The sequence below is a fragment of the Herbaspirillum aquaticum genome (genome assembly GCF_002213425.1).
Taxonomy (GTDB): Bacteria; Pseudomonadota; Gammaproteobacteria; order Burkholderiales; family Burkholderiaceae_D; genus Herbaspirillum; species Herbaspirillum aquaticum.
Genome location: NZ_NJGV01000001.1, coordinates 73,344 through 94,671, shown reverse-complemented (window position 1 = coordinate 94,671; position 21,328 = coordinate 73,344). Strand labels below are relative to the sequence as shown.

General features: G+C 63.6%; 16 protein-coding genes. 3 read left to right on the top strand and 13 right to left on the bottom strand.

Annotated features, from left to right (window positions below; translation table 11 throughout):
• Positions 1-35 precede the first annotated feature (35 nt).
• From CEJ45_RS00455 to CEJ45_RS00445, 3 genes are all read left to right on the top strand, one after another.
• The gene (locus tag CEJ45_RS00455) at positions 36-1,337 is read left to right on the top strand and encodes a hydroxymethylglutaryl-CoA reductase, degradative (RefSeq protein WP_088753308.1); all 1,302 of its coding nucleotides are present in this window, start codon (positions 36-38) and stop codon (positions 1,335-1,337) included.
• A gap of 66 nt (positions 1,338-1,403) precedes the next feature.
• Entirely contained in the window at positions 1,404-2,618 is a 1,215-nt protein-coding gene (locus CEJ45_RS00450; RefSeq protein ID WP_088753307.1) for an ABC transporter substrate-binding protein, read from the top strand.
• 347 nt (positions 2,619-2,965) lie between these two features.
• Complete coding sequence (locus CEJ45_RS00445; RefSeq protein WP_088753306.1) at positions 2,966-4,267, top strand: MFS transporter; 1,302 nt, start codon at positions 2,966-2,968, stop codon at positions 4,265-4,267.
• A gap of 57 nt (positions 4,268-4,324) precedes the next feature.
• Here CEJ45_RS00445 and CEJ45_RS00440 read toward each other — a convergent pair whose 3' ends face one another.
• The 13 genes from CEJ45_RS00440 to CEJ45_RS00380 all read right to left on the bottom strand — a co-directional run bounded on the left by CEJ45_RS00440 (position 4,325) and on the right by CEJ45_RS00380 (position 21,316).
• Positions 4,325-4,660: a helix-turn-helix domain-containing protein gene (locus CEJ45_RS00440; RefSeq protein ID WP_088753305.1), complete on the bottom strand. Its 336-nt coding sequence runs from the start codon at positions 4,658-4,660 to the stop codon at positions 4,325-4,327.
• Positions 4,661-4,785: 125 nt separating this feature from the next.
• Positions 4,786-5,172 (bottom strand): helix-turn-helix domain-containing protein, encoded by a 387-nt coding sequence (locus CEJ45_RS00435; protein WP_088753304.1) that lies wholly within the window; start codon positions 5,170-5,172, stop codon positions 4,786-4,788.
• A gap of 2 nt (positions 5,173-5,174) precedes the next feature.
• Positions 5,175-5,567: a hypothetical protein gene (locus CEJ45_RS00430; protein ID WP_088753303.1), complete on the bottom strand. Its 393-nt coding sequence runs from the start codon at positions 5,565-5,567 to the stop codon at positions 5,175-5,177.
• Between the two features lie 9 nt (positions 5,568-5,576).
• Positions 5,577-6,434, bottom strand: coding sequence for a vesicle formation protein (locus CEJ45_RS00425; RefSeq protein WP_088753302.1), 858 nt, complete (start codon positions 6,432-6,434; stop codon positions 5,577-5,579).
• A gap of 133 nt (positions 6,435-6,567) precedes the next feature.
• On the bottom strand, positions 6,568-9,555 hold the full coding sequence (locus CEJ45_RS24980) for a hypothetical protein (RefSeq protein ID WP_187697615.1): 2,988 nt from the start codon (positions 9,553-9,555) through the stop codon (positions 6,568-6,570).
• A gap of 116 nt (positions 9,556-9,671) precedes the next feature.
• Complete coding sequence (locus tag CEJ45_RS00415; protein WP_187697614.1) at positions 9,672-11,291, bottom strand: centriolin protein; 1,620 nt, start codon at positions 11,289-11,291, stop codon at positions 9,672-9,674.
• A 49-nt stretch (positions 11,292-11,340) separates the two neighbouring features.
• Positions 11,341-12,498, bottom strand: coding sequence for a beta-barrel domain-containing protein (locus CEJ45_RS00410; protein WP_088753617.1), 1,158 nt, complete (start codon positions 12,496-12,498; stop codon positions 11,341-11,343).
• A gap of 26 nt (positions 12,499-12,524) precedes the next feature.
• On the bottom strand, positions 12,525-14,624 hold the full coding sequence (locus CEJ45_RS00405; protein ID WP_088753301.1) for an ATP-binding cassette domain-containing protein: 2,100 nt from the start codon (positions 14,622-14,624) through the stop codon (positions 12,525-12,527).
• A 917-nt stretch (positions 14,625-15,541) separates the two neighbouring features.
• Positions 15,542-16,393, bottom strand: coding sequence for an EAL domain-containing protein (locus CEJ45_RS00400; RefSeq protein WP_088753300.1), 852 nt, complete (start codon positions 16,391-16,393; stop codon positions 15,542-15,544).
• A 66-nt stretch (positions 16,394-16,459) separates the two neighbouring features.
• Entirely contained in the window at positions 16,460-17,785 is a 1,326-nt protein-coding gene (locus tag CEJ45_RS00395) for a TolC family protein (protein ID WP_154133592.1), read from the bottom strand.
• A gap of 330 nt (positions 17,786-18,115) precedes the next feature.
• On the bottom strand, positions 18,116-19,828 hold the full coding sequence (locus CEJ45_RS00390) for a tetratricopeptide repeat protein (protein WP_088753299.1): 1,713 nt from the start codon (positions 19,826-19,828) through the stop codon (positions 18,116-18,118).
• Positions 19,829-19,883: 55 nt separating this feature from the next.
• Positions 19,884-20,582, bottom strand: a complete 699-nt coding sequence (msrA, locus tag CEJ45_RS00385) for a peptide-methionine (S)-S-oxide reductase MsrA (protein ID WP_088753298.1) — start codon at positions 20,580-20,582, stop codon at positions 19,884-19,886.
• A 77-nt stretch (positions 20,583-20,659) separates the two neighbouring features.
• Positions 20,660-21,316 carry a protein-methionine-sulfoxide reductase heme-binding subunit MsrQ gene (locus CEJ45_RS00380; RefSeq protein WP_187697613.1) on the bottom strand — a complete coding sequence of 219 codons (657 nt, stop codon included), beginning with the start codon at positions 21,314-21,316 and terminating at the stop codon, positions 20,660-20,662.
• Positions 21,317-21,328 lie beyond the last annotated feature (12 nt).

Here is a 21,328-nt window from a genome sequence, read left to right as displayed (position 1 = left end):
AGCTTTCATATCACGACCAAAAGAGAGACAAGCGCATGCACAGTGACACCCACTCCGCCAGCGATTCGCGACTGCCCGGATTCCGCACCCTGACCCCGCCGCAGCGCCTGGCGGAAATCGCCCGCCTGGCCGGACTGGGAGGAGGCGAGCAAGCCTTGCTGGGGCAACCTGGCGGCCTGCCGCTGGCCACGGCCGATGGCATGATCGAGAACGTGGTCGGCACCTTCCAGCTGCCGCTGGGCGTGGCAGGCTACTTCCAGCTCAACGGCCGCGACGTGCTGGTGCCGATGGCCGTCGAAGAACCCTCGGTGGTGGCCGCCGCCTCCTTCATGGCCAAGCTGGTGCGGGCCTGCGGCGGCTTCCAGACCTCCAGCAGCACGCCGCTCATGCGCGCCCAGATCCAGCTGCTCGGGGTGACCGATCCGCATGGAGCCCGGCTGGCCATCCTCAAGGACCGCCAGGCCATCATCGACATCGCCAACAGCCGCGACAAGCTGCTCAACGACTTGGGCGGCGGCTGCCGGGACATTGAGGTGCACGTCTTCCCGGACACCCGGCGCGGCGCCATGGTGGTGACCCACCTGATCGTGGATGTGCGCGATGCCATGGGCGCCAATACCGTCAACACCATGGCCGAGGCAGTGGCCGGCCATATCGAGGAAATCACCGGCGGCAAGGTGCGGCTGCGCATCCTCTCCAACCTGGCCGACCTGCGGCTGGCAAGGGCCAGGGTGAAGGTTTCTGCAGAGGTGCTGGCCACCAACGCGTACAGTGGCGAGGAAGTCATCGATGGCATCGTCGATGCCTATGAATTTGCTGCCGTCGACCCCTACCGCGCAGCGACCCACAACAAGGGCATCATGAACGGCATCGATCCGGTCATCGTCGCCACCGGCAATGACTGGCGCGCCGTGGAAGCCGGTGCCCATGCCTACGCCTGCCGCCATGGCCGCTACACCTCGTTGACGCACTGGGAAATCGCTGCCGATGGCGACCTGGTGGGCACGCTGGAGATTCCCATGCCGGTGGGCCTGGTGGGCGGTGCCACCAAGACCCATCCGGCGGCACGCGCGGCGCTCAAGATCCTGGGCGTGCAATCGGCGCAGGAGTTGGCCGAAGTGGCAGTGGCCGTGGGCCTGGCGCAGAACATGGCGGCCCTGCGCGCGCTGGCCACCGAAGGCATACAGCGCGGCCACATGGCCCTGCATGCGCGCAATATTGCGCTGGCCGCCGGTGCCGAGCCGCACGAGATGGAATGGCTGGTGCAGCAGATGGTGGCACGCCACGATGTGCGCGTGGATTACGCCAGGTCGCTGCTGGCCGAGCGACGCGGCTGAAGTACCGATCACGGAGAATGACCCTGAGCCGCTTCCGGCGGCCAATAACAACGAGGAGACAAGCGCATGAACCCATCGACTACGCTGCGCAAGCTGGCAGCCGCCTGCGCCATCGCAGGCATTTTTGCCGGGCCGGCCATGGCCCAGGTGTCCAACGACGCGGTCCGCATCGGCTTCATCACCGACATGTCCGGCCCCTATGCCGACACCGATGGCCTGGGCGGGCTCGAAGCCATCCGCATGGCAGTGGCCGACTACGGCGGCAAAGTGCTGGGCAAACCCATCGAGGTGCTCTCGGCGGACCACCAGAACAAGGCCGACATCGCCGCCACCCGCGCCCGTGAATGGGCTGACGAACGCGGCCTGGACATGCTCATCGGCGGCGTCAATTCGGCCACGGCCTTGTCGATGAACAAGGTGATGGCCGAAAAGAAGCGCGTCTACATCAACATCGGGGCCGGTACCGCGCGCCTGACCAACGAGGAATGCACGCCCTACACCGTGCACTACGAGTACGACACCGTGGCCCTGGCCAAGGGCACGGCCAGCGCCGTGATCAAGCAGGGCGGCAAGTCCTGGTTCTTCCTGGTGGCCGACTACGCCTTCGGCCATTCGCTGGCCAATGACACCAGTGCCGTGGTCAAGGCCAGTGGCGGCACGGTGGTGGGCTCGATCAAGCATCCGCCGCAGTCCTCGGACCTGTCCTCCTTCCTGCTGCAGGCGCAGGCCTCCAAGGCACAGATCCTGGGGCTGGCCAATGCTGGGGAGGACACGGTCAATTCCATCAAGGCGGCCAAGGAATTCGGCGTGACCAAGACCATGAAGCTGGTGGGGCTGCTGATGGTCATCAACGACATCCATGCGCTGGGGCTGGCCAATGCCGAAGGCCTGATGATGACCGACAGCTGGTACTGGGACAAGGACGAGCCTTCGCGCAAGTTCGCCGAGCGCTTCTTCCAGAAGATGAAGAAAATGCCCAGCACGCACCAGGCAGCGGCGTATTCGGCCACGATGACTTACTTGAAGGCGGTGGAAGCCATTGGTACCGATGACGCCACCAAGGTCATGGCGCAGTTGAAGAAGACCCGCATCGACGACTTCTACAACAAGGGCTACATCCGCGCGGATGGACGCAATATCCACGACATGTACCTGTACCAGGTGAAGTCGCCTGCCGAGTCGAAGAAGCCGTGGGATTACCTGAAGTTGCTGGAAACCATCCCGGGTGAACAAGCCTTCACCACGGTGGCGGATTCCAAATGCAGCCTGCTCAAGCAGTGATGGGGAAGTGAAGTTTCACCGCAGCAGGGCAGAACCTGCGGTTTGGGGGCGGGGCCTGGGGGTCTCGCCCTTCGTCATTCATGTGCCTGATGGCAAGTCCACCGTGGCTTGACCATCCGTGCGCTCTTTACATCAACGACTTGCCTTGGCTGGAGCTTGCGCCTACTCTTGCAACCGCCCTGCCCGGTCTGGCGCGTTGATCCTGATGCACCATGTCTTGCGGGCGGCACAATATCGCGCGCGGCCAGCCGTCAGCGCAGACACAGCGCCCTGATTCCCCCACCCGGACCAGGGCGCGAAGACAGCGCCGGCCTCAAGGCCGGCCTCCCCTACGCCAAGGAGCCCCTTTGAGTCAGCACCCGCCCAGCCCATCCAGCCATACCGCCGCCCCGGCCGGCTTCACCCGCTACCAGAAGACCGTGGTCGGCCTGCTGGCCTTCCTGCAATTTGCGGTCATTCTTGATTTCATGCTGATGTCGCCGCTGGGCGCAGTGATCATGCCGGCCATGCAGATCACGCCGCAGCAGTTCGGGCTGGTGGTGTCGGCCTATGCCTTCAGCGCCGGCGCCTCCGGCCTGCTCACGGCGGGCTTTGCCGACCGCTTCGATCGCAAGCGCCTGTTGCTGTTCTTCTATGGCGGCTTCGTGCTGGGGACCGTCTGGTGCGGCCTGGCGCAAAGTTTCGAAAGCCTGCTGGTGGCGCGCATCGTCACGGGCCTGTTCGGCGGCGTGATCGGCTCCATCACCCTGGCCATCGCCGCCGACCTGTTCGCGCCGCACCTGCGCGGACGCGTCATGGGGATCATCCAGACCGCCTTTGCCGCCAGCCAGGTGCTGGGCATTCCGATCGGGCTCTACCTCTCCAACGCGTGGAACTGGCATGTCCCCTTCCTGGCCATGGCTGCGCTGGGCGCGCTGGGTGGTGTGGTGGTCAGCTTCAAGATGCAACCGGTGGATGGCCACCTCAAGCTCAAGCAGGAACACACCGCATGGATGCACCTTTATCACACCATCACGGAACCGCGTTACCTGACCGCCTTTGCCACCACGGCGCTGCTGATGACCGGCGGCTTCATGCTCATGCCCTTCAGCAGCGCCTACCTGGTGGGCAACCTGGGCATCGACCTGCATCACCTGCCCACGGTCTACCTGGTGACCGGCCTGTGCACCATCGCCTTCGGTCCCCTGATCGGACGCGCTGCCGACAAGGTGGGCAAGTTCCGCGTCTTCGTCTTCGGTGCGGTGCTGTCCATCATCATGGTGCTGATCTACACCCATCTGGGGCCGGTGACGGTGCCGATGATCGTGCTGGTGAACGCAGTGCTGTTCCTGGGCATCTTCTCGCGCATGATCCCGTTCCAGGCACTGGTCTCATCGGTGCCGGCAACCACCCAGCGCGGCTCCTTCAATGCGATCAGTTCGTCGATCCAGCAGCTCTCGGGTGGCGTGGCCTCGATCGTGGCGGGACATATCGTTAGCCTGGGGCCCAATGGCCAACTGCAGCATTTCGATGTGGTCGGTTACGTCATTGTCGGCACGACGCTGCTGGCCTCGGTGCTGGTGTGGCGCCTGAACCGCGACGTCAAGGCAAGCGCAGCCACCATGGCAGCCGCCACGCAGGCATCCTCCGCCAATGCGGCGGGAAGATGATCGGGCGGCGCCCTGCCCCGCCTGCATCAAGAGGAAGAGGTGTGCGGAGGCGCCCTTTCAGGTACCAGTGCGGCCGGCATAGCTGGCCAGGCTGCGGATGATCTCGCGGCCTTGCACATCGGTGCGGCAGTAATGGTCGATCAGCTGCCGCACGTCGGCATCGCTTTCCTGCGGCAGGACTTCCGGCTCGCTGCCGGTGAGCAGCCAGTTGAGGTCGACTGCAAATTCCCGGTACAGCTGCAACAGCAATTCGCCACCGGGCATGGCCTTGCCGGCCTCCAGCCAGCTGATGTGGCCGGTGGAGGTACTGAGGCGCTGACCCAGCTCACGCTGGCTGAGGCCGTGGGCGAGCCGGATCTCCTTGATCCGGACGCCGATTTCTTCACTGAACATATCCTCTCCTCTGTACGGACGCACCCGCTCGCGCCGCCCGTACCCCTGTTGCCCACGGTGCTGCTGACGCTATCCTGACCCGTGCCGCCGGAAGGCAAGCACGGCAATGGCCAATGCGGCGATATTCAGCCGCGCCTGGCGACCAGGAAGCTCGCTACCGCCATCACCAGCGCCTTGCCGCGTTCTGTCGCGCGGATGTAATCACCGATGAGTACCTTGACATGGAAGCCATGGCGTGGCGGCAGTTCCTGTTCCAAACCGGTCAGCAACCAGTTGATGTTGACGTCGAACTCCCTGTGCAGCGATCGCAGGAAACGCCCACCCGGCATGCTGTGCCCCAATTCCACACAGCTGATGTAGGCGCCGGAAGTTCCCAGGCGACTGGCAAAGTCGCGCTGGTTCAGGCCGCTCATATGGCGCGTCGCCTTGAGGCGCTCGCCGATGGCTTGTTTGCTGCCGCCGACGGCATATCCCGGCGCGTTGTCATTGTCATTGTCAATGGGCGCATCCATGTTCAACCTCCGAACGGATAAGGCGAAGCGGGCACCCACTCCGGCCAGTGCCGGCCGCCGGCATCGGCCACAGGGTGGTCGTGTCCGAGGCTGGAACCGGATTGATTGAGGAAATCGAACTGCTCGCTCTGCATGAAAATCTGCTGCAACGTCAGTACGCCATCACTGAACTCCAGGCGCCGCTCAGGGTTCACCAGCGCATCCAGCGCGCCTTCGCGCAGCAGGATCTGGCCGCCGCTGCGCAACACCAGCAACAGGTCGATGCCGAGGCTGCGCACGTCCCGGATGGTTTCGATGGGAATCTTGCGCAGCGCGGTCCCGGCCTGGGTCACGTCCAGCGTATAAGTGGTCTTGCCGACCAGGGCTTCCTCGATGGAACTTGCGGCGTCAGACATCAGGCGTCCTCATTCGCTTTTCTGGATACGGATTTCCAGGCCTTCCGTGCCACTCTGGCGGGCAGCCGGGACCGGTTCGATGCGCTGGCGGATGCGGGCCGCCGGCACACCGATGGACAGCAGGTGGTTACGCACCGCCACCACGCGATAGAAGGCCATGCGGTTGGACTCCGACAAGCCCTCGACGGCCGCCGAGGAAATGGTGAAGTTCTGTTCCACGCCGGGGTTCCATTCGAAGTGCTTGACGAAGGTCTCATTCATGCGCCTGGCTTCGTCCGGATTCAGGTCCACGGTACCTGGACGGAAGCGCACGATCAGCACGCTGGGCCGCAAGGCAAACTGCTCCACGCCGGTGGGCAGCGCCCCGGCCGTGCCGCTGGCGTTGAGTACGCGCTCGGAGGCGCCTTCCTTGGCCAGGTCGGCTTCGGGCGTGGACTTCATGTTGTTGCCGCGCTCCTTCTGATTGGGCTTCTCGATCTTGGCCAGGCCGGACGCCTTGAAGCGCTGGTCGCTCTCGCGCAGCTTTTCCTTCAGCTCGGCCACGTCGGCCTTGTAGCGGACCTCGTTGTTGTTGAGCGTCTGGCGCATCTGCTCGATCTGGGCATGCAGTTCCTCAGCACTGGGACTGACCGGTGCCAGCGCATTGGGGCCGGGCAGCGCCTTGGGGAAAGGTTTGCCTGGCGCCTCCATTTCGGTGGCCTTGGCATCCTTGGCCTCGTCTCGGGCACGTATGGAAAAGTACATCACGGCCATGGCCAGGATGGCGATCAACAGCAACAGCAACAGGTACATGACCATGTTGACCATGGAATCGACATAGCCGGGCCAAAAGTTTTGTTCATCGGTATCTGCGGATGGGGCTGCCATTTTTTCTCCTTCTACTGGTTTGAAAAACACCGGACATGGCTGTTTGCCATGTCCTTCTGTCGAGGCGCAGGCATCGGCCCTTGGAGGAGCCGATGCGCTTGCGGGTCTACGATCTCGGTTCAGGTCAGCGCCATCACACACCGAAGATCGTATGGGTATTGCCGGGGTTGTAGGCCACGTTCTGCAGGTACAAGGTGTAACTCGTGCCCCCCGCTCCGGCACCGTCCAGATCCACCACCAGCTTGGTGGAACTGGTGTTGTAGGCGGAGGCCGTGACGAAGGTATTGAGGTTGTCCTTGGTGATGGTTTGTCCGAAGACCTTCACTTTGTCCTGTCCCAAGGTGAAATCAGAGACAGTGGCCACCAGCCTGGTGGAGTCGTTGGTCCCGAATCCGCCCAACGTCAGCGTGTCCTTGCCCTGGCCGGTCTGTATCACGGTATTGATGCCACCGGTAGTGACTGCGAGCTGGATCTGGTCGTCACCGGCACCACCGGTCAGACTGTCGAGCTTCTGCGGCACCCAGTACCAGCCCAGTGTCTGGTTCTGGACGATGGCGGTCTGACCGTTGTTGACGCCGTTGCTGATATTGGTCGCCGTGATGGTCAGGTCGTGATACATGCCCGGAGCCAGGATGTTGGCCGGGGTGGTCAGCGAGAAGTCACCTGCCTTCACCTCGTTGAAGAGGATCACCTTGCCGCCCATGCTCACCGAGATAAGGTAGCTGTCATCGGCACCTGCCCCCCCGACCGTGCCGGAGAAGGTCAGGTTCTGGTCCAGGCCGGACAGGGTCACCGGACTGGTGGGCGTTTCCGCGATCATGGCGTACTTCGTCGCCGAGCCATTGATGGGCTGGGTGTCGGGCGTCTCGCCATTGACGCGCAGATTGCTCAGTACCGGCGCCACCGCATCGCCCGTGATCGCAAGCCGGATGTCATTGCCAACCACCACGTTACCCGCCGGATCGCTGAACCTGGGGGTGATCACGTGGTTGCCGGCAGCCAGGCTGCTGGCAACCGTCACATCCAGGGTCGCTGAAGTACTGCCGACATCGGTCGTACCGAGGATGCGGCTGCCCAGCAGTTTGTCGCCCTCGTACAGGGAGATCACATCCCCTGCACTGGCTTTGGTGCCGTCGTAGCTGACATTGATGGTCGGCAGCGAATTGGGGTTGTCCGTAGTGACCTGGTACAGCAGGCGGACATTGCCGATGTCATAGCTCTGTACCATGTTCCCGGCCTTGAAAGCATACACATCCGTATTGAGGATGTAGAAGCCATCCACAGCGTTGAGCAACAACTTCGTGCCATCGGGGGAGCTGAACTTGAAGTTCTCGCCCTTGACTGCACCTCCCCCCTGGTGCACCAGGCTGAACGGGGTATCCATGCCGAATCCTGCCGGGAAGGAGAACACGGTGGTGTACTTGTTCATGGTGGTATTGGGGTTGCTGGTGATGGTCACGCCGCCCCATTCGGTATACAAACCCTTGAGCGAAGAGAGGAAGCTGGTCGGCGTCATCCCGGCCGGCAACAGGCTGGTGAGATCGGCGCTCTCTCCTGTGTGCAGGTTGTGCGTATTGGCGCTGCCCATGATGTCCGGAATGCTCAGCATCTTGTAGCTGATCTGCTTGTTGATCACCAGCGTGCCGGTGAGGCTGGCCGGTGCTGTTATATCCACCGACCAGGTCGCGCCGGTATTGCTGCTGTTGCCGGCCACATCGGTGAGCGTGATGGTGGCACTGCGGTCGCCTGCGCTCGGCGTGGCGTTCTGGTACTGGATGGCCTTCACGATGGCACGCGCATCCAGTCCGCTCATGGCCGCGCCCGAGCTCTTGCTGATGGTCAGCACATGGGTGCTGGCGTCATAGCCATAGCTCAAGCCGTTGACGCCGCCGATGCTCTTGCCGCTGACCGTAGCCAGGCTGGCGTTGAGCGACAGCGGCACGTCCAGGACCAGCTTGTCCTTCTGCAGGTCCAGCTGCGGGCCATCGAGCCGGATACCGATGCTGCTGATGTCATTGGTTGGCCAGACTGCAATGTCGTGCGCGAACAGCCCGTCGCCGGCCACGGCCTTGGCCTCGATGTTGGCCGCCGACAGATCCTGGCCAATGCGGCCAGCCGCCAGCGTGGTCAGCGGGTTGACGGTGACTTGCTGGTCGGAGGTGACGTTGCCGATGATCGCCACCATGTCGGTCGACCCCAGGGTCAGCGGGCCGGCGACTTCATCGCGATGGTCAGCGCTGCTGCCGGTATCGCGGATGACCACGCGCACCATGTCCTGCGCGGTGACCTGTGTCTTGTCGACCTTCAAGCTCATGCGGCCAAAGCGGTCCACCGTGGTGGTGCTGGTGATGTCCTGCCACTGGCCGCCGACCCATTTCTGGGCGATGGCGCGCACCGAGGCGCCTGCCATGAAGCTGCCAGCCGCAGGGGTGACGGTCAGATTCCAGGTGTTGCTGGGGACGGCCGGGGTACTTCCCGCATCGGCCGCGTCATTGGTTACGCCATTGCCCGCACTGCCGCCACCGCCACGGGAGGCCAGGCCCAGCAAGGCCAAGGCGCCGCCACCGATGGCCAGTGGCAACTTCCAGTCCTTGCCGAACATGCTCTCGAACCAGTCGGCGCCGGATTTCTCGCGCGCGCCGGGCAAGGGTGCGGCCTGGCGCAGCAGTTCTTCGCCGACGCTCACCGGAGCATCGGCGCCGGACTGGCCGGCTGCGGCCTGGCCTCCGGAAGAAGAGCTGCCTGCCTGGGCCAGCAGCAAGCGCGCGTCGTCCTGCTGTGTACTGCGCGCGAGATCCTGCGCGGCTTCATCCTCCTCTTCACTCGCCTCGCCCCGGCGCACCGACATGGCAGCATCGGCGCTTTCCTGCGCACGCGCAGCGGCCTCGGCTTCGGTCAGCTGGTTCATGTCATTCATGGCCGAGAGGTCGGAGACCGGCTCGTCTTGCGCAGCCTCCGGCCGGTCCTTGTCGCGCTGGCCAGCCTTGGCCGATTTGCCAGACTTGCCGGTGACGGCGACGGTGCTGCGCCGGGCTACCGGCATGATCAACGGGAGCGGGGCAGAGCCCAATTGCTTGTTGCTGATCGGGTTGGTTGCATCCTTGTTTTGATCATTGGACATACGAAGCGTGCTTTCTCTTTGGTCTATGAAAGGAGTAATGAATGAAATAAGTGACGAAACCGGCGCGCCAGACAGGCAAGGGCCAACTTCGCGTTGGCCCCTGCTGCTACTGCGGCTCAGGAATGGCTGTCGGGATCGTCACCGGAAAGTCGCTGCAGCTCTTGCTGCGGCGCAGGCTGCGCATGCGGTTCGGGCTTGCTGGCCAGGCCCTTGGCCTCGGCGATGGCCCACTGTGCGGTACTGGCGAGGTTGATATCGAGCTTGTCGATACGGGCGATCACATCGATCAGCTGTGGCTGCAGCTGCTGGCCTTGCTGCAGCAGTTGCGCACCGACCGTTTCTACCGCCACCTGGGCGCCACTGGCACTGCTCTGGATGCCACCGAGAACCACCCCTTGTTCGCGTTGCTCGCGCAGCGTTGCGTCGATCAGCTCGCTGACCTGGCGCAGATCCTGGCCCAAGCCGTTGCGCAAGCTGTCGGCGTGCTCGCGCATGGCCTGGCGTGACAGTTCGGCATCCTGGGTGGCGGCGGCGATCAGGTCGCTCAGCTTGCGGGAAATGCTGCGCTGGTCGTCGTTCACTTCGCTCTGACCGACGGCCAGGCTGGCCAGATGGACTTCCATGGCGCGCACGCTGGCCAGCAAGCCCTGATGCGCCTGCTGCGTGTCTTCGAACTTGTGCACCATGGCCGCCAGGCGCTGCTCCATGGTGGCGGCGATCTGCTCCAGTTGCGGGCGATCCTGGGCCTGGGCGGCGGTGCGCATTTCCAGTGCCTCCAGGCACTTGACCAGCGGCTCGCTGGCCTGGCGCATGCGGGATGAGGCCAGCAGGATGGCTTCGGTCTGCTGATGCATTTCGGCGCGGATGGCACGAATTTCCTGCAGCTGGACCTTGCCGTCATTGAAATCGGCCTGGGAAGGCTGCGCCCCTGCCTCTCCTTGGGCGGGAACGCAGACCGCATCGGCTACGCTCATGTAAGCGGCTTCGGCACGGCTGCACAGCACACGTTGCAGCTTGCGGGTAGCCAGCAGCTGCACGTTGTTGACGATGGAACCGCCCAGGCCCAGCAGCGAGGCGACGAAGGCGTCGCCCATGCCGGCCAGGGGGCCGCTCATCTTCTGGAAGAACTGCGCCATCATGTCGCTGCCTTCGGTGCCGGCCACGCCGAACAGGCCAATGAGGGCAGCCACTTCCTTGAGGGTCACGATCAGGCCCAGGAAGGTGCCGAACAGGCCAAGGCCGATCAGGGTGTTGGCGATGTACTGGACCAGGGTGGTACGGCGCTGGATGCTTTGGGCGAAGTTGTCGGCCTGGTGCTGCAGGCGCGCCGGATCATGGACCAGCGCCTCGCCATCCTTGCGCAGCAGATTCTGGAACAGTGCACGCACGTCCTGGCCGGCAGGAATGCTGTTGAGGCTGTCGTCCAGATTGACCAGCCTGGTCTTGCGGTCCTGGTTTTCCGACGACCTCAGGCGCCGGGTCAGAAGATCAAGGGAGCGTGCCTCTCCCAGAAAGCGCCAGGTCTGCCAGATGGTCATCAACTGGCCGCAAACGGTGACGGCGACCAGCAGCATGACGAAGAAGGGGTTGGCCACGTGCTGGATCAGCTGCATCACGCGCTCGTAGAGCCAGATGTTGACCAGCACGTACATGGCGAAGACCGCCAGCGTGCCCGCCCAGGGCAGCAGATAGGCCGGATCGGGAGCGGGTTGCTTGGGCAGGGTGATGGGTTTCATTGGATTTTCCTTGTAGTAGGTAGAGGTGGGGCAATCGCGGGTTGGCTGCTTAGCGCTCGCCCATCGATTCCTGAAGTGTCTTGGCGATAGGCTTGACCAAGAAGGACAGGACGGTACGGGTGTTGGCCTTGATTTCGACGGTGGCGGTCATGCCGGGCTTGACATGGATGGCACTGGCTTTCTGGCCCTTGAAGACGGCGTCCTCCAGCGCGATGTGCACGCGGTAGTACGGCACGGCGCCCTGGCGCGTTTCGTCCAGCAAGGTATCGGGACTGACGTAGACCTGGCCATTGAGGGTGCCGTAGATCGAATAGTCATAGGCATCAAGCTTCACGTTGGCCTGCTGGCCGGTCTTGACGTAGGCGGAGTCGGCGGTAGAAACCTTCACCTCGACGATGAGGTTGTCCACCGGCAGGATCTCCATGACCACGTCGCCCGGACGGACCACGCCGCCGATGGTGGTGAGCTTGATGTTCTTGACCACGCCATCGGCCGGCGCCCGCAGCTCGGTATGCTCCAGGACCTGGCTGCGGTCTTCGAGCTGCTCGCGCTGGGTGTTGAGGTCTTCCTGGACCTTGGTCATGTCGACCAGGGCTTCCTGGAAATACTTGTTGCGCTTGTTGTTGATCTGGGCGCGGATGTCGGCCACGTTGCGCTGCAGGCGCAGCACGTCAGCGCGGCCGACGTCGCCGGTCTTCTCCAGGTTGCGGTTCATCTCCAGCTCGTGCGAGGCCAGTCCGAGCATGTCATGCAAGGCTTGCAGATCCTGGTCGATCAGGGCCTTGCGCTTGACGTAGAGGTCTTTCTGGTTGGCGATGTATTCCTTGTAGTCCAGCAGGTCCGGCTCGAACACCAACGGCTGTCCGTAGACTTCGGCCCGCAGGCGTGCCAGGCTGATGCGCAATGCGGCCACCTTGGCGCGGCTGTCGTTGAGCGAGGTCTGGATACGGTCCTGCTCCAGCACCATCAGCAGCTGCCCCTGCTTGACGGCCTCGCCCTCCTTGACCAGGATCTGCTTGACCGGTCCGCCGTCAGGTGCCTGCACCGACTGCGTACGGGAAACGGCGATCACCTGGCCTTGCGCCCGGGTGACTTGGTCGATGGGGCTCACGGCCGCCCAGACCAGCAGCAAGACGACACTGAGCATGGACAGGCGCAGCATCCAGCGCGCCGACACCAGGGGGTGGCGGGAATCAGGTTTATTCATTTTCAAGGTCATGGTCATGGCGGGCCTCAGCTGACGACGGCATTGCCCGCATCGGCGGTATCACCGCGCAGACGGGCCAGGACGGCATCGCGCGGGCCGTCGAGCACGATGCGGTTGCCCACCACCACGATCACGCGTTCGACCATGGGCAGGAAGGCAGGCTTGTGGGTCACTACCACCAGGGTGCGGCCACCGCTGATTTCTTCATTGAGCACGCCCAGGCAGTGACGCTCCAGTTCTTCATCCATGGATGCGGTGGGCTCGTCGAGCAGGAAGATGTCAGGACGGCACAGCAGCAGGCGGGTGAACGCCACCAGCTGGCGCTGGCCGCCGGAGAGGCCGCGTCCGCCCTCCTGGATCGGCAGGTCCAGTCCCTTGGGATGGGCCGAGACCAGGCGCAACAGGCCGGTCCGCTCCATCACCTGGCGCAGGACTTCGTCACCCGGATCGGGCAGGCCGATCAGGAGGTTCTCGCGCAAGCTGCCCACGAAGAGGCGGTGGTCTTGCTGGAGATAGCCGATGTGCTGGTTCAGCGTCAGGCGGTTGATGTTGGCCATGTCCAGGCCATCGATCAGGATGCGGCCTTGCTGCGGCCGGTAAAGACCGGACAGCAGGCGCAGGATGGTGGACTTGCCGGCGCCGATCGGTCCCAGGATGGCGACCCGCTCGCCGGCCTTGATGCTGAGCTGGTCGATGCTCATGGCATTGAGCAGGCTGCCGGCATAGGTGAACTTGACCTCTTCGACGCGGAATTCGCCGCGCAAGGTATCTGGCGTCAACTGGCGTTCATTGCCCTGGTCAGTCTGCAGCGCGTAGATCTTTTCCAGTCCGGCCAGGGTGGCCTTGGTATGCGCACGCTGCACCATCAGGCCGGGAATCATGGCCACCGGGGCCAAAATGCGGCCGCCCAGGATGGAGCAGGCGATCAGCGCCCCCATGGTGATCTGGCCGTTGATGACCAGGAAGGAACCGACGATGACGGTGGTGGAATAGCTCAGTTGCTGCAACATGGCAGCGATGTAGCCGGCATGGTCGCCAATGGCGCGCATGGCCATGTCGCTGCGGATGGATTCGGCGCTCACGTCGATCCAGCGCGAGAGGAACTTCCAGCCGCCGGAACCGGACTTGATGGTCTCCACCCCCTCCACCGTCTCCACCAGCAGGCCGGTCTTGAGGTTGGAGGCGGCCGCGCTCTTGTCGGCCAGGCGCACCACCTTGCGATTGGAGAGGTAGCCGATGCCGATGGCGGCCAGCCCGAATACGGTCGGCACCATCGCCATCCAGGGGCTGGCGATGAAGGCGATCACCAGCACGAACAGCAGGCCCAGCGGCAAGTCGACCAGGGTGAAGAGCGTTTGTGAAGTATAGAAGGAGCGGATTTGTTCATATCCGCGCAACTGCCCGGCCAGGCTGCCGACCGAACCTGGCAACTGGTCCACGCGAACCGACAGCAAGCGTTCGAAGAGCGCCTGCGACAGCTTGGCATCGAGGCCGGAGACCACGTTGTCCATGATGTGGGAGCGCGCGAACTTCATGCCCAGCTCGAAAATGATGGCCAGCGAGACGCCGATGGCCAGCACGATCAGCGTGGCCACACCGTGCGTCGGAATGACGCGGTCATAGACCTGCATGGAAAAGATCGATGCGCCCAGCGCAATGACGCTCATCACCACCGAGGCGATGACCACTTCCAGGAGAATGGGCCGGTACTCGGCGAGTGCTTCCTTGAAGACGCGTTCAAAGCCGTGCTGGTCCGGCTTGTTGCCGAGGGCAGAGAAATCGAGCTTGTAAGCGCCCTCCCCCAGTTCGCTGTCGCTGACCAGGGCATGGCCCTCTTCACTGATGAAGATCCAGCGTCCATCCGGACGCTGGTCGACGATCACGCCCCAGCCACGTTCGCCCACCACCCCCAGCATGGGCAGCTGCGCGCGGTCCGGCTTGGCCAGATGCTGCGACTTGGGCAGGCCCAGGGCAGCACAGAGGCTGTTGATGTCCATCGCCGCCACGCCATTCTTGACCATCGCTTGCGTGATGGCGGCATTGAGCCGGACGCTGTCGATCACCACGCCGTGGCGCCGTGCTGCGGTCGTCACGGCCCATGAGAGGGAAGAAGCCAGTTCACTCATTGCAAGCCTCCTGCCAGGCGGAATAGGCAGCTGGCCTGCAGGGTGGCGACACCAGCCACGACCTCGATAGCGGCAAGAGGCGGAGAACTGGAACGGGGAGGAAGATTCATTCTCATGGCGATTCGTTTGGTTTGATATCAGTAGCGACGATCGGCCTTCCTTCTCGGGAAGGACTGTCGATGGCGCGTCTTCGGACGTACTCGGCTTGACCGACAGTGAGAGCGAAAAGCGGGAGGAAACCCCTGGGACGATGCGTGACGCGATATCGGAAACGACCAGAATCACGTCAACGTTGGTGCTTCGCCATGCGGCAGAAACGGGCAAAACCGAGGGAGATCAAGTCCGGATTCAGGCGCTGCGGCAGATCGTCAATGAGGCACATGATCTTTGAAAATATAGAAATTTTTAATTGTCCTTTAGTTCATTTTGGAAATATTTCATCGCACCAGAAAACTAAGTAAATGACGAATCTTTCTGAACCACGATGAAATCTGAGAGGAAGGAAATGACGCGCGGACTTCTTGTCGTTGAAGAGAAATGAAGACCTCTTCTTTCCCACAGATCAAAGGAAGGCACCAATCAATAAAATTCTTTTAAAACCAATGCTTTAAAAATAAAACTCCCCTCGAACAAAATTGCATTCGAGGGGAGCTTGTTGCCATTCGCCACCTGATTATCCGACAGGCAGTCAGCACTGGTGACAGCGTCTCTGCTAGACCATGAACAGCGACGCGGGAACCACTTTATCTAACAAATTGAAGATTAAATATTGTCCGATGGTGGGGGAATCGGATGACATCTACAGCATTAGTTTCCAGCGCGTTTCGGAAACACGTAAGCAACGCAAAAGGAAGACTCATCCGCAAGAAGAAACCGGCTCGCACCGCCGCCTGACCGCACCGCCCAGGCCGCCGACATCAGTCTGCTGAGACAGGGGCCGCCAACGGGTCCAGCGCCAGGACCGACAGCGGCCCACCCTGCACCGCCGGCGCCGCAGGAGCTGAAGACAGCAAAGCGTGGATCCCGCAATGACGGGCAAATTCGGCTGCCAGCATGGGCCGCGCGTAGTGCCATCCCTGGGCGTAGTCGACGGCTTGCTTTTCCAGATAGCGCGCCTGCGCCGCCGTTTCCACTCCTTCTGCCACGATCTTCAGCTTGAGCTTGCGCGCCAGGTCGATGATGCAGCCGAGCACCGGATGCGGTGGCAGTTCGGTACCGATGCTGGTCACAAAGGAACGATCCAGCTTGAGGACGTCGCAGGGCAATTCGTGCAGGTAGCGCAGGGAGGAATATCCCGTGCCGAAATCATCCAGGGCGAGCAGATGTCCGTTGCGCCGCAACTGTTCCATGACGCTTCTGCAGGCGGCGGTCTCCATGCTGCTGCCCTCGGTGATTTCCAGCCAGAGCTGGCGCGGCGCGACGCTGGCCCCGGCCAGGTGGTGCTCGATCACCTTCAGGATGCGTCCGCTGTTGATGTCCTGCGCCGGGATATTCACCGCCACATGCAGCCCAGGATGGCTGCGCAGGATCGGCGCCATGTCGGCGAGGGTCTGCGCCAGCACCAGGTCGGTGATGGCCGCCAGGTAGCCATGACGCTGGGCATCCGGCAAGAAACGGTCCGGCCCCAGCAGCGCACCATCTTCGCGCTGCCAGCGGACCAGCACCTCGGCCCCCGTGCAGCTGCCATCGGCCAGCGCCACGATGGGCTGATAGACGACGATGAATTCATTGCGCTGGATGGCGCGCTTGAAATGCGCTTTTTTGTTCATGTTCATTCTCGCCACAGCGACATGAGGGCGCCCGCGGTGGCACCCTTCCCCCTGGTCAGGATCGCCTCAGCGCACCTGGTCCAGCCCGTAAGCCCATAGTTGCAGCTTGCGGCCGTCGGCGATGATCATGGCGGTGACGTCGGCCTTCTGCAGTTCGGTCTGCACCACTTCGCGCACGGCATTCATGACGTCCAGCCAGGAGCGCCGGCCGGAGAGATACTGGCGCGTATAAGACGCCAGCACCTCGTCGGCCGACAGGCTGACCTCTTCCAGGTTGCGCGAACGCGCCTCGGCCTGCTGGTATTCGGTGTAGGTCGCAGCGATCTGCGAGATCAGCTCCAGCCGCGCGGCATCCACCGCCAGCAAGGCTGCTTGATAGCGTCCCTTGGCAGCGGAGACCTCGGAACCCAGCGAAAGCCCGGCGCCCAGCTGCATCTGCATGCCGATGAAGGCGCGGTTGGCGTTGGGTGTGTGGGGCACGCTGAAATTGCCGCGCTGGTGCTCCAGGCGGGCATAGACTTCCGGCCAGTAGGAGGCGCTGCGGATCTGGATGGCTGCCTCCTGCACCTTGGCATCGGCCCGCAGGCGCTTGAGCAACGGGCTGCTCTGAAGCATGCTGTCGGTCAGCGCGGGGAGGTCGTCATTGACTTTCATCCGGTTCACATCGGCGCGCAGTTCTTCATCACTCAGGGGCAGGCCCACCAGCTGTTCCAGCTGCAGTCGCGCCGACTGGCGGCTGGCCTTGGAGGCCAGCAGATCGGTCTGGGCCTGGTCGCGGCGGCCCCGCACCAGGGTCACGTCGACCCGCGCCGCAGCGCCCTCCTTCTCGCGGCGCTGGCTCTGTGCGAGGAAGTCTTCCAGCGCCTTCAGGTTCTTCTGGTTGGCTTCCGTGGCCAGGTCCGAACGTACCCACAGGCTGTATTGCGAAATGACCTGCTCGGCCAGGCGGAAGCGCTGTTCACGCAGGGCTTCCTCGGCAGACTCGTGGTTGAACCCGGCCTGTTCCAGCTGGGCCGTCAGCCGGCCGCCTGACCACAGGGTCTGCTGCAAGCGCAGGGTGAGCACGGTGTCGTCGCCGCTGTAAGAAATGTCGCGCGAACTGGTCACGCCCGCGCGTTCGACCGACATCGATGGCGTGGGGAAGAATTGCCACCGGGCCGACGAGATGCCCTCGGCGGCGGCGTCGACGGCGCGTTGACGTGCAACCGCAGAAGGGTTGTTGAAGGCGGCCTGCTTGACCAGCTCGCCCAGGGTCACGGCACCGGCCGGCAGGCTCAGCACCCCCAGGGAAGCCGCCATCACCGCAAGCAGCCGGCTACGCCAGCGCTGATACGGCAGGATCGGGGAAGACAGCGGGACGCGCGCGCGGCCGGGGGAAGGAATGTGGTTCATCTGCGCTCATTTCAGGTTGGATCTCGCCCAGGGGGAAGGTCTCGCGGCAGGCGGGAAGACGGCGCCGGGCGCCGGGCTTCACACAACTGCACACTGGCCGGACAGCAGCCGCAAAGGCGGCAGCACAGCGGGCCAGCTGCGATGACGGGAGACGAGAATTGGCTTGGATGATCGCGGAAAGGACACCAGGGAATTAATTGTCCCTTGGTGCGGAAATCTTCATATACCCTCGAAGAAATTCGAGAATTGCTACAAAGATTAATAAAGAACAGCTGCAGACCCTGCCAAGAACGTCTGCAGCCGGCAGGGCGGCGGCGGGTGCGCTGCCCCTCAGGAAGAAAACGCCGCTACCACCAGGGCGGCGCGCAGGGTGGTGATGACCTCGCCCCAGTCGCCCGCCCGCTGCTGGCGGAACAGCCGTGCAGTCGGATACCAGGGCGAGTCGTGGCGCTGCAGGAACCAGCGCCAGTCCGGCGCATGGGGCAAGGCGATCCAGACGGGCAGGCCGAGCGCGCCGGCCAGGTGGGCCGCCGCCGTATCGACGCTGATGACCAGGTCCATGCAGGACAGCGCTGCGGCCGTATCGGCGAAATCGCCAATGCCCTCCCCGACGGCATGCCACTGCGGTCCGGCCTGCTGCAGCCATTGCGCATCGGCCGGGCGCAGATCGGGCTGGATGATGAAGAAGGACACCTCCTCACGCGCCTTCGCCAGTTCAGCAAAGCGCTCCAGCGCGATGGACCGGCGCGCATCGTTGACGTTTCCGGGGTTGCCGGAGCAGATGATGCCCACGCGCACCTGCGCCGCCGCGCGCGGTGCAATCGCATCGAGGCGCCGCTCCCACTGCCGCTTCAGGTCGGTATGAACGTTCAGGTAGGGTACCGGTGCCGGGATCTTGTCCATCGCCGTATTGCACACCAGCGGCAGGCTCATCAGCGGCAGTTGATAGTCGACTTCGGGCAAGACCGCCCCGGTGGCCACCAGTTGAATGCGCCCGGCCACTGGCAAGCCCTGCATCAAGGTGAACAAACTTTCCGGAACCTCGAACACCACCTCGGCCCCCGCCTCCACCATCTGCAGCACATAGCGACTGAACTGGATGGTATCGCCCTGCCCCTGTTCGGCCCACAGCAGGATGCGTTTGCCGGACAGCGAGCTGCCGCCGTTCCAGGGCGGGATGGCGGCATGGCGATAAGGATCGGCACCGCGTCCTTCCCAGCGCCATTCGTAGAGCGGCCAGGCTTCTTCCAGCTGGCCGAGCGCCAGCAGTGACAGCGCCAGGTTGACGTGGGCATCGGCGTCGCCGGCGTCCATGCGCAGGGCGCGGCGGAAGCTGTCGATGGCTTCCTCGTGGTCGCGCAGGCGCGCCAGCGTAGTGCCGCGGCTGACGTGGGCATCCACCAGGTCGGGATCGAGGATGAGGGCGCGGTCGTAGTAGCGCAGCGCTTCCTCGTATTCCCCCATGGCATGTTCGATCAGCCCAGCATCCAGCCAGTATTGCGCCCGCTGGTCGAAGCGCAGCAGCACCTGGCGCAGGCATTCGCGGGCGGCTTCCCACTGGCCGGCGCGCTCATGCAGCCGAGCCTTGCGGTGCCAGGTATCGGGAACATCGGGATTGCGCCGCAGTGCCTCCTCCAGCAAGGCCAGCGCCTGCCCATCGTTCTTCCCGGAAGGCGACAGGCCCTGCAAGGCGGCAGCGGCAGCGACGAAGAATTCGGGGCGCTCATGCCCTGCTTCGATCAGGTCGCGATAGAGCAGGAAGCTGTCTTCATGTCGCCCCTGCTCGTAGAAGGCGCGGCCCAAGCGATAGCGCAGGGCCAGGGCTTCGTCGCTGTGGGGGTCGACCAGTGGCAAGGCCTGCTGCCAGGCCAGGGCTGCTTCCTCGAAACGTCCTTGCGCGGCCGCCACGCTGCCCAGCAGCTGCAGCGCATCCTTGTGGCGCGGATGGGTCTCCAGCAGGCCGAAGAGCAATTGCTCGGCGGCGGCGTAGTCATCCTGATGGAAATGGTCGAGCGCGAGGCGCAGGGTGTCAGTGGCGTTCATGGCGGGCGGGATGAGACAAACCCGCCTATTGTCTCATCCCTGCCGGGGCACTGCGTCAGCGCTTGAACACCAGCACCGGATCGGCGCGATAGATGGCCGGGTACATCTTCTGCAGGTTGCTGATCTTGGGCAGGTCGTTGTAGGCGATGTAGGGCTGGTTCGGATGCAGGGTAGCGTAGTCCTGATGGTAATCCTCGGCCCGGTAGAAGCCTTGCAGCGGCGTCACCTGGGTCACGATGGGGGCGCTGAAGACCTTGGCGGCATTGATCTGGGCGATGTAGGCCCGGGTGGCCTGGGCCTGTTCGTCGCTGGCGGTGAAGATGGCCGAACGGTATTGCGTGCCATGGTCCGGGCCCTGGCGATTGAGCTGGGTCGGGTCATGCGCCACCGAAAAATAGATCTGCAGGATCTGGCCGTACGAGATCTTGCGCGGATCGTAGGTCACCTGCACCGCTTCAGCGTGGCCGGTGGTCCCGGAACTGACCATGGAATAGGTAGCCGAATCGGCCTTGCCGCCGGCATAGCCGGAGACCGCCTGCAACACGCCCTGGGTATGCTGGAACACCCCCTGCACACCCCAGAAGCAGCCACCGGCGAGGACCACGGTGGCCATGTTGGCAGTGGAGGCCAGCACCGCCTTGCCGCTCGGCGCGGGCACGGCGACCGCCGCTTCGGCAGCGAAGGTGGATGCACAGGCCAGCGCCAGGCAAAGGCTGGCCGCTGAGGCCAGGACGGCAGGTTTGAACAGGGACATGGCAGGCTCCGACAAGGCAGGAAAAAATCAGAAAATCGGTGAGAACGATCAGTTCAAACGTACAGGATGTGAAGCATTCAGCGTCGCACGGGCTTTCCCGCCGTGCTCGATGCGCCGCTGCGCCGCCACAGCAGGCGCACAGCGAGCATCACCCCGACCAGCACGGCAAACAGCAGGGGCTGGGCGATCAGGTTCTTGCCGGCCTTGTCCCACCAGTAGTGCAGCACGCCCAGCGGCACGATCACATAGACCAGCCGGTGCAGCGCCTGCCAGCGCTTGCCGCCCAGGCGACGCACCATGCCGTTGGTACTGGTGATGGCCAGCGGGATCGACAGCAGCAGCGCCAGCACGCCCACGGTGATGAAGGGCCGCTTGACGATGTCCTTCCAGATCTCGCCCAGGTCGAAGAAGTGATCGAACCAGACGAAGGTCGTGAAGTGCAGGCACAGATAGAGAAAGGCCATCAGCCCCAGCATGCGGCGCATGCGCACCAGCCAGTTCAGCCCGGTGATCTTGCGCAGGGGCGTGACCGCCAGGGTGATGCAGAACAGGTACAAGGTCCAGTCGCCGGTGCTGTGGGTGATGAACTCCAGCGGATTGGCTCCCAGCCCGCCGGTAAAGCCCAGCACCACCAGCCGCACCAGCGGAACGAAGGCCAGGACCAGGAACAGCCACCACAGCCCCGTCACGGAGCGTGGCTTGAGATTGCGCAAGGCGGCCGGAGCGAGCTGCATGCCTGATCCGAT